Annotated in this window: 1 rRNA gene; it reads left to right on the top strand. The window is 56.2% G+C overall.

Annotated features, from left to right (window positions below):
• Positions 1–1,028: ribosomal RNA gene (locus NX801_RS30595) — 23S ribosomal RNA — on the top strand; the annotation flags it as partial.
• Positions 1,029–1,051: the final 23 nt, after the last annotated feature.

The raw sequence follows: 1,051 nt of genomic DNA, 5'->3' as shown, positions 1-1,051 counted from the left end.
GGCGAAGCTGAGAACTTAAGCGCCAGTAAACGGCGGTGGTAACTATAACCATCCTAAGGTAGCGAAATTCCTTGTCGGGTAAGTTCCGACCTGCACGAATGGCGTAACGACTTCTCGACTGTCTCAACCATAGGCCCGGTGAAATTGCACTACGAGTAAAGATGCTCGTTTCGCGCAGCAGGACGGAAAGACCCCGGGACCTTTACTACAGTTTGATATTGGTGTTCGGTTCGGCTTGTGTAGGATAGGTGGGAGACTGTGAAGCTCGGACGCTAGTTCGGGTGGAGTCGTCGTTGAAATACCACTCTGGTCGTGCTGGATGTCTAACCTGGGTCCGTGATCCGGATCAGGGACAGTGTCTGATGGGTAGTTTAACTGGGGCGGTTGCCTCCTAAAGGGTAACGGAGGCGCCCAAAGGTTCCCTCAGCCTGGTTGGTAATCAGGTGTTGAGTGTAAGTGCACAAGGGAGCTTGACTGTGAGACCGACGGGTCGAGCAGGGACGAAAGTCGGGACTAGTGATCCGGCGGTGGCTTGTGGAAGCGCCGTCGCTCAACGGATAAAAGGTACCCCGGGGATAACAGGCTGATCTTCCCCAAGAGTCCATATCGACGGGATGGTTTGGCACCTCGATGTCGGCTCGTCGCATCCTGGGGCTGGAGTCGGTCCCAAGGGTTGGGCTGTTCGCCCATTAAAGCGGCACGCGAGCTGGGTTTAGAACGTCGTGAGACAGTTCGGTCCCTATCCGCTGCGCGCGTAGGAATATTGAGAAGGGCTGTCCCTAGTACGAGAGGACCGGGACGGACGAACCTCTGGTGTGCCAGTTGTTCTGCCAAGGGCATGGCTGGTTGGCTACGTTCGGGAGGGATAACCGCTGAAAGCATCTAAGCGGGAAGCCTGCTTCGAGATGAGTGTTCCCACCCACTTGATGGGGTAAGGCTCCCAGTAGACGACTGGGTTGATAGGCCGGATATGGAAGCCTCGTGAGGGGTGGAGTTGACCGGTACTAATAGGCCGAGGGCTTGTCCTCAGTTGCTCGCGTCCACTGTGTTG

Origin of the sequence: Streptomyces pyxinae (assembly GCF_024756275.1) — a bacterium.
Taxonomy (GTDB): domain Bacteria; phylum Actinomycetota; class Actinomycetes; order Streptomycetales; family Streptomycetaceae; genus Streptomyces; species Streptomyces pyxinae.
This window is presented reverse-complemented; position numbering and strand designations above follow the sequence as displayed.